Source organism: Acidovorax sp. BoFeN1 (assembly GCF_003345135.1).
Classification (GTDB): domain Bacteria; phylum Pseudomonadota; class Gammaproteobacteria; order Burkholderiales; family Burkholderiaceae_C; genus Acidovorax; species Acidovorax defluvii.
In genome coordinates this window covers 1-5,716 of the sequence record NZ_QOZT01000137.1, presented here as the reverse complement: position 1 = coordinate 5,716, position 5,716 = coordinate 1, and the positions used below count along the sequence as shown (strand labels likewise).

The 5,716-nt window shown below is 67.2% G+C and carries 6 protein-coding genes and 1 pseudogene; 3 read left to right on the top strand and 4 right to left on the bottom strand.

Annotated features, from left to right (window positions below):
* The first annotated feature begins 4 nt into the window (after nt 1–4).
* Together DTW89_RS18510 and DTW89_RS18505 are read left to right on the top strand one after the other, a co-directional pair.
* Nucleotides 5–349, top strand: a complete 345-nt coding sequence (locus DTW89_RS18510; RefSeq protein ID WP_114657006.1) for a chaperone modulator CbpM — start codon at nt 5–7, stop codon at nt 347–349.
* A 146-nt stretch (nt 350–495) separates the two neighbouring features.
* On the top strand, nt 496–1,548 hold the full coding sequence (locus tag DTW89_RS18505) for a sensor domain-containing diguanylate cyclase (RefSeq protein ID WP_114657005.1): 1,053 nt from the start codon (nt 496–498) through the stop codon (nt 1,546–1,548).
* A 125-nt stretch (nt 1,549–1,673) separates the two neighbouring features.
* Here the strand turns inward: DTW89_RS18505 and DTW89_RS18500 are convergent, their stop codons facing one another.
* From DTW89_RS18500 to DTW89_RS18490, 3 genes are all read right to left on the bottom strand, one after another.
* Nucleotides 1,674–2,468 carry a sensor histidine kinase gene (locus tag DTW89_RS18500; protein ID WP_114657004.1) on the bottom strand — a complete coding sequence of 265 codons (795 nt, stop codon included), beginning with the start codon at nt 2,466–2,468 and terminating at the stop codon, nt 1,674–1,676.
* Nucleotides 2,465–3,895 carry a bifunctional UDP-N-acetylglucosamine diphosphorylase/glucosamine-1-phosphate N-acetyltransferase GlmU gene (gene glmU, locus DTW89_RS18495; RefSeq protein ID WP_114657003.1) on the bottom strand — a complete coding sequence of 477 codons (1,431 nt, stop codon included), beginning with the start codon at nt 3,893–3,895 and terminating at the stop codon, nt 2,465–2,467. Before glmU ends, DTW89_RS18500 begins: the two co-directional genes overlap by 4 nt.
* A gap of 168 nt (nt 3,896–4,063) precedes the next feature.
* A complete protein-coding gene (locus tag DTW89_RS18490; protein ID WP_114657002.1) occupies nt 4,064–4,819 on the bottom strand; it encodes a Crp/Fnr family transcriptional regulator in 756 nt (251 codons plus the stop codon).
* Nucleotides 4,820–4,958: 139 nt separating this feature from the next.
* Between DTW89_RS18490 and DTW89_RS18485 the strand changes: the two genes are divergently transcribed.
* Nucleotides 4,959–5,357, top strand: a complete 399-nt coding sequence (locus tag DTW89_RS18485; protein ID WP_114657001.1) for a BLUF domain-containing protein — start codon at nt 4,959–4,961, stop codon at nt 5,355–5,357.
* Here the strand turns inward: DTW89_RS18485 and DTW89_RS19450 are convergent.
* Nucleotides 5,354–5,716 (bottom strand): annotated as a pseudogene (locus tag DTW89_RS19450) (DUF2917 domain-containing protein); the annotation flags it as partial. The gene DTW89_RS18485 and the pseudogene DTW89_RS19450 sit on opposite strands and share 4 nt — an antisense overlap.

The window sequence follows — 5,716 nt, the reverse complement described above, 5'->3', positions numbered from 1 at the left end:
GACCATGACATCTGCCCACAACACCCCCACCGTGCAGCCGGGCGAGCTGCTGGACGACTCGGCCCTGCTCTCCCTGGAAGACCTGGCCCGCACCTGCCACATGGCGCCGGACTGGGTGAGCGAACGGCTGGAGGCCGGCCTGCTGCAGGCCGACAGCCCGGACGGCCACTGGCGCTTTGTCAGCGCCACCGTGGTGCGCGCACGCCGGCTGGCCCAGCTGGAAACCACCTTCGACGCCGATCCCCATCTTGCAGCCCTCACGGCCGACCTGATAGAGGAAGTGGCACATCTGCGCCAACGCCTGCAGCACCTGGAGGCCGCCACGGGCCCTGGACCACAACCCAGGTGACCTGCGTGGTGACCCGTGTCGTGACATCACCGTGCCATTTTTCGCTGGCGCTGGCGGGAGGCAACCTGTAGGATTTCGTAACAACTCCCTGTCTGCCGGGCTCCCGGCACACCATGCCCCAGTGGCGCCCGACTCACCCATTGACGATGCCCAATCCCAAGCGCCAACTCTCCCGCCGCGTCTATCCCTTGCGCGCGCTGGGCATGGGGCTTGGCGGGGTGGTGGTGGGCGTGGTGCTGTGGGAGCGCAATGCCGGCCTGGCGGCCTGGCTGTGCATGGCTGCGATCTCCTTCGTGTGGCCCCATGTGGCCCACCTGCTGAGCCGCCGCAGCGCTGACCCCTACCGCGCCGAAATACGCAACCTGCTGGTGGATTCGGCGCTGGCAGTGGTCCTGGTGACGCTGATGCACTTCAACTTGCTGCCCAGCGTATTGCTGGTCACGCTGACCATGGTGGACAAGATCACCACCGGCATCCGGGGCCTGTGGGCCCGCTCGCTGCCGGGCATGGCGGGGGCTGCAGTGGCCGGTGCGGCGTTCAACGGCTTTCAGTGGGCGCCAGAAACATCCATGTCGGTGATTCTGGCGTGCCTGCCCGTGATGGTGCTGCACACCCTGTCGGTCAGCTTGGTGAGCTACCGCCTGATCCGCAGGGTGTCGCGCCAAAACCAGCTGCTCGACGAATTGCGGCGCATCGACGCCCTCACGGGCCTGTATGACCGCGGCCACTGGCAGGAGCAGGCCGAAGCCACGCTGCACCGCCACCACGCCACCGATGAACCGGCCTGCCTGGTGATGCTGGACATCGACCATTTCAAGCAGATCAACGACCAGCATGGCCACACCGTGGGCGACGAGGTGCTGCGCGCGCTGGCGCGCATCGTGCTCAGCAATGTGCGCGCCACCGACTGCGCTGGCCGCTACGGCGGCGATGAGTTCGCCATCGTGCTGCGCGGCATGCACCTGGACGGCGCCACGGCGGTGGCCCATCGCATCCGCGAACAGGTGCAAGCCCTGCAGTTGCACGAGATGCCCGGCCTGCAGTTCACCACCAGCATGGGCGTGGCAACGGCCGACCACCGCCACAGCAGCCTGCGCGCATGGACCAACGCCGCCGATGCCGAGCTTTACCAGGCCAAGGCTGCGGGGCGCAACCGTGTATCGGCCAGTTCCATGCCAGACATGGCGCCGGTGGTGTAGCCGCTTCGTCTTGCTGATTCGGCGCCAGCGCCCGGCGCAGGGTGGGGCCGCCAATGCGGGTCAATGCCCACCAGGTGCCTGCCTGCGCAGGGCGGCGGGCAAAAGCGGCGAAAAAGCTGCAGCCATCAGGCGGCGTGGGCTGGCCACTCCACCCGCACCGTGCAGCCAGCGCCCGGCACGGCGGTGGCCGTGATGGCGCCGCCATGGCGTTGCGCAATGGCGCGGCACAGCGCCAGCCCTGTGCCCACGCCTTCAAACTCGCTTTCGCGGTGCAGGCGCTGGAACACACCAAACAATGTGCCGGCGCGTGCGGGGTCAAACCCCACGCCGTTGTCCTGCACGGTAAAGGCCACATGGCCAGCCGGTGCGACAACAGCCTGCACGGCAATGCAGGGCTGCGCTGCCTGGCGCGTGAACTTGAGGGCGTTGCCCAACAGCTGCACCAACAGCTCCTGCAGCAAGGCCGGGTCGGCCTGCAGCGTGGGCAGATCCAACGCAATGCGCCACTCCACCGCCCGCCCGGCCTCGACAGCGGCAAGTGAGGCACGCGCCTGAACGATGGCATCTGCCAGCAAGACGGGCTGCAAGCGCAGCGGCGCCCGGCCCGCGCGCACCAGAGCCAGCAGGCCGTCGATCATGAGGCCCATGCGTTTGGCGGACTGGTCCATGGTGGCCAGAAAACCCAGCGCCTCCTGCACCTCGGGACCCTGCGCCACCTCGGGCGGCAAGTCGCCCAGCACCTCGCGCACCAGCGTGCCGTAAGACGTGACATGCCGCAGCGGCGCGCGCAGGTCGTGCGAAACCGCGCGCAAGAACTCTTCTTGCGCAGCGGCCATGTCGGCCACCTGCTGCTGGCTGCGGGCCAGCTCGGCGCGCAGCTCCTGCAGCTGGTGTTCGACGATGGCGTCGGGTTGCGTCATGGCTTGGGCATCTTGGCGGGGCGCTGCCAGTTTTCTTTGGTGATCTGCTTTCCCCGCGCCACGCCCAGCGCACCCGCAGGCACATCCTTGGTGATGGTGGAGCCGCCGCCCACGGTGGCCCCCGCGCCAATGGTCACAGGCGCCACCAGCACGCAATTGCTGCCGATATGCACGTCGGCCTCGATCACGGTGCGGTGCTTGTTGGCGCCGTCGTAGTTGGCGGTGATGCTGCCAGCACCGTAATTCACGCGCTCGCCCACGGTGGCGTCACCCAGGTAGGCGAGGTGGTTGGCCTTGGCGCCGTCGGCCAGGGTGCTGTTCTTCACTTCCACAAAGTTGCCGATGTGCACCTCGCGGCCCAGTTGCGCGCCGGGGCGCAGGCGGGCAAAGGGGCCAATCAATGCGCCCTCGCCCACCGTGGCACCGAGTTTCTCGCCGTCGATGTGGGTGTAGGGGTGGATGACGGCGCCCGCAGCGATGCGCGCGTTGGCAATGCAGCAGTTCGCGCCGATGCTCACGCCCTCGCCCAGCTCCACACGGCCGGTAAAGACGCAGTTCACATCCAGCTCCACGTCCTGCCCGCAGACCAATGCGCCGCGCACCCCGGTGCGGGCATCGTCGCGCAGGTCAAACCGTGCGGGGTCGGCCAGGCGCACGCCTTGCTCCATCAAGGCCCGCGCGGTGCGCAGCTGGTGCGCGCGTTCCAGTTCGGCCAGTTGCAGCGGGCTGTTCACGCCCGCCACCTGCAGCGCATCGGTGATGCGGTGGGCCGCCACGGGCACGCCGTCGGCGACGGCCATGGCGACAATGTCGGTAAGGTAGTACTCGCCCTGGGCGTTGTGGTTGGTGAGCCGTGTCAGCCAGCCACGCAGCACCCGCGCGGGCACGGCCATGATGCCGCTGTAAACCTCGGTGATGGCGCGCTGGGCATCGGTGGCGTCTTTGTGTTCGACGATGCCTTGCACGGCACCCTCGGCATTGCGCACGATGCGGCCGTAGCCTGTGGGGTCGGGCAGGGTCACCGTCAGCAGGGCAAGCTTGCCACCTTCGCCGGCAGCCACCAGGGCGCGCAGCGTGTCGGCCTGGGTTAGCGGCACATCGCCCGACAACACCACCACCGTGCCATCTTCGCGCAGGTGCGGCACGGCCTGCTGCACGGCGTGGCCGGTGCCCAGCTGGGGCTCCTGGCGCACGAACTTCAAGTCAAATGTGCCTGTAGCACTTGCTGCACCTGCGGTAGCCGCTTCTACTTCTGTAGCGCCGTGGCCGGTGATGACGATGGCGCTGCGCGCCTGCAGGTGCGCGGCCTGGTCCAGCACGTGGTGCAGCAGCGGGCGCCCGGCCAGGCGCTGCAGCACTTTGGGGATGCGGCTTTTCATGCGCGTGCCCTTGCCGGCCGCCATGATGAGAATGTCGAGTGAGGTCATGAAAAAGAAGTGTTGTGTGCACAGCAGGCACCCGCCGCGCGGGCATGGCACGAATTATCGTGCGGCACACTGCAATGCACCAAACGCTATAAATACAATAGCTACCAGCGCTTATCCATTAAGCGCTAGAGGCCATTTTGACCATATTTTTAGCAACGCAGGCGGTGCCTACAGCAACGGCATCAGCCGCGGCGGGGTGTCGTAATACTCGGCGATGCGCGCCAGGGCCCGCGTGTTCAGCAGGCGCAGCCGCCCGTTCTTGATCTCGTGCAGGCCCAGCCTCGACAAGCCGCGCAGCGTGCGGTTGGTGTGCACCAGCGACAACCCCAGTGCATCGGCGATGTGCTGCTGGTTGAGCGGAAACGCCACCGTGCCGTCCTCGACCAGCCCGATGCGGTCGAGCCGCCGGTACAGGTGCATGATCAGCATCGCCACGCGCTCGGTGGCGTTGCGGCGGCCGGCGGTCAGCAGGTTGTCGTCCACATGGCCTTCTTCGTGCGCCGACAGCCAGGTGATGTCGTAACCCAGGCGCGGATGTTCGCGAAACAGGGCCCACAGGCTGTCGTTCTGGAACACGCACAAAGAGCAATCGGTGAGTGCCTCGATGCCATGTGCGGACACATCGCCAAACTCTTGCTGCAGGCCCACCAGGTCGCCGGGCAGCAAGAAATTGAGGATCTGGCGGCGCCCGTCGCTCATGGTCTTGTAGCGAAATGCCCAGCCCGAATACAGCGTGAACAGCTTGGCGTTGGTCTGGTTCTCACGCACCAGCGCGCCGCCCGCGGCCACCGCCAGGCTGTCGGTACGAAAGCCCTCAATGAAATTAAGCACCTCGGGCTTTACCGCCGTAAATGCGCCGGTCTTGCGCAAGCGGCATTCGCGGCACGTGGGGGGGCACGCGTGGGGCGGCAAGGTGGCAATCATGGTGCGGCGATTCTAGGTGGGGGAAGGCAACCCACCCGAGACTACGCGCCCCGCAGCGCAGCGGGCACGCAACGCCCGCCCCGACTGTGTCTTTTGACATTGCGCGGCTATCGCCCCCCTCCTACATTCAGTCGCACTTATGACCCATTGCGCCGCCCTCTACGAAGTGCTCTATGTGAGCACCCTCGCCCCCCTTCACCCCCCGAGAGTGGTGGCCGAGATTGCCGCAAGGGCGCGCCATGTCAACGCCGAACTCGATGTCACGGGTCTGCTGATTTTTGACGGCCAGCGGTTTTGCCAACAGCTCGAAGGCCCGCAAAAGTCCGTGCTCAAACTCATCGAGCGCATCCGCAACGACCCGCGCCACATCAACGTGGAGGTGCTGCACCATGGCCCGCTGGCGGGGCGGCGGTTTCAGCAGTTCACCCTGGCGTTCAGCACCGTGGAGGACGTGGACGCCCTGGCCCGCATGGAGCAACTGGACGGAGAAGCGGCACTGGCCGCGTTTGAGGCCGTGCGCGGAGATGCCCTGCGCTAAGGCAATGCGGATTCAGACCGTGCGGAACAACTAACCCGCTGGCGCCGGGGCATTGCCCGGTGCAGCGCAAACCGGGCCAGGCCCGTGGCACACCGCCCGCCAGCGTGCACGACCTCTGCAACGGCCGTGCCCAGGGCCCGCCCAAGCTGCCCCAAGGCTTGCCCCAGGTCGCGCAGCGGTTGCGCCACGCCATGCTCCCAGTCACGGGCGTCGGCGCTGGCGGCACGCAGTGTGGCGGGGGCGGTCACGCCCTCCCAACGCACTTCCACCGCTTCGGCACAGCCGGGCGGGCTCCAGGCTTCCATCACGACATGCTGGCCGGCAGCGATGGCCAAGCACTCGCCCGCATGCAGCACATG